The 1,436-nt window shown below is 66.8% G+C and carries 1 protein-coding gene; it reads right to left on the reverse strand.

Annotated features, from left to right (window positions below; translation table 11 throughout):
- The coding region (glpK, locus tag B6V74_RS18660; protein WP_240497147.1) for a glycerol kinase GlpK at window positions 1–1,434 on the reverse strand (1,434 nt) is incomplete at its 3' end.
- Window positions 1,435–1,436: the final 2 nt, after the last annotated feature.

The raw sequence follows: 1,436 nt of genomic DNA on the forward strand, positions 1-1,436 counted from the left end.
GTAGCGGGCTTCGCGTGTGGCCTCGTCCATCTGCGGGGCGAAGTTGCGATCGAGCGCCCAGCCTTTGGCGAACTCTTCCGGCTCGGGGTAGAGACCCGCCCTGTAGCCTGCGAGCCATGCCGCGCCGAGGGCCGTTGTCTCCAGCACTTCGGGCCGGTCCACTGGTGCACCGAGGATGTCGGACAGGAACTGCATCGCCCAATCCGACGCCGTCATGCCGCCATCGACCCGCAGGGTCGGGCGCGCGTCATCGGACCAATCCGCCTGCATCGCCTCCAAGAGATCGCGGGTCTGGAAACCCACCGATTCCAGGGCCGCGCGGGCGAACTCTGCCGGGCCGGAGCTGCGGGTCAGGCCGAAGACTGCGCCGCGACAATCGGGGTTCCAGTAAGGCGCGCCGAGGCCGGTGAAGGCGGGCACGATGATCACGTCCTGCTCGGGGTCGGACTGCTCGGCCAGCGCCTGCGTCTGGTCGGCGGCCTCGATGATCTTCAGCCCGTCGCGCAGCCATTGCACCACCGCCCCCGCGACGAAGATCGAGCCTTCGAGCGCATAGGTCACTTTGCCGTCGAGCTGGTAGGCGATGGTGGTCAGCAGCCGGTTCTCCGAGCGCACCATCTGATCGCCGGTATTGAGCAGCGCGAAGCAGCCCGTGCCGTAGGTCGATTTCAGCATCCCCGGCTTGAAGCAGGCCTGCCCAACCGTCGCCGCCTGCTGGTCGCCCGCGACGCCGAGGATCGGGATTTCCGCGCCGAACAGGTCCGCTTGCGTGACGCCGAACTCCGCCGCGCAATCCTTCACTTCCGGCAGCATCTCCATCGGCACGCCGAGTTTCTTCGCGATGGTCGTCGACCAGCGCCCTTTCGCGATATCGTAGAGCATCGTGCGCGCGGCATTCGTGGCATCAGTGACATGCGAGGTGCCGCCCGTCAGTTTCCAGATCAGCCAGCTGTCGATGGTCCCGAAGGCGAGCTTGCCCGCCTCGGACTTCTCCCGCGCGCCCTCGACATTCTCCAGAAGCCAGCGCAGTTTCGTGGCCGAGAAATAGGGATCGACGATCAGCCCGGTGCGCGCGGTCACGGTCTCCTCGAACGCGTCCTCGCGCAGGGTGCGGCAGAATTCGGCGGTGCGGCGGTCCTGCCAGACAATGGCGTTATGGATCGGCTTGCCGCTCTCGCGGTCCCAGACCAGCGTCGTCTCGCGCTGGTTGGTGATGCCGATGCCGGAGATGTCCGCCGCGGTCACACCGGCCTTCTCGATGGCGCCGCGCACGGTCGTCAGCACGCTCTCCCAGATTTCCTCGGCATCGTGCTCCACCCAGCCCGAACGCGGGAAATGCTGCGTGAATTCCTGCTGCGCGCTCGCCACCGGGCGCAGCGCGCCGTCAAAAACGATCGCCCGCGACGACGTGGTGCCTTGGTCGATTGCCAGAATAT

Origin of the sequence: Thioclava sp. F42-5, from assembly GCF_002213195.1 — a bacterium.
GTDB classification, from domain to species: Bacteria; Pseudomonadota; Alphaproteobacteria; order Rhodobacterales; family Rhodobacteraceae; genus Thioclava; species Thioclava nitratireducens.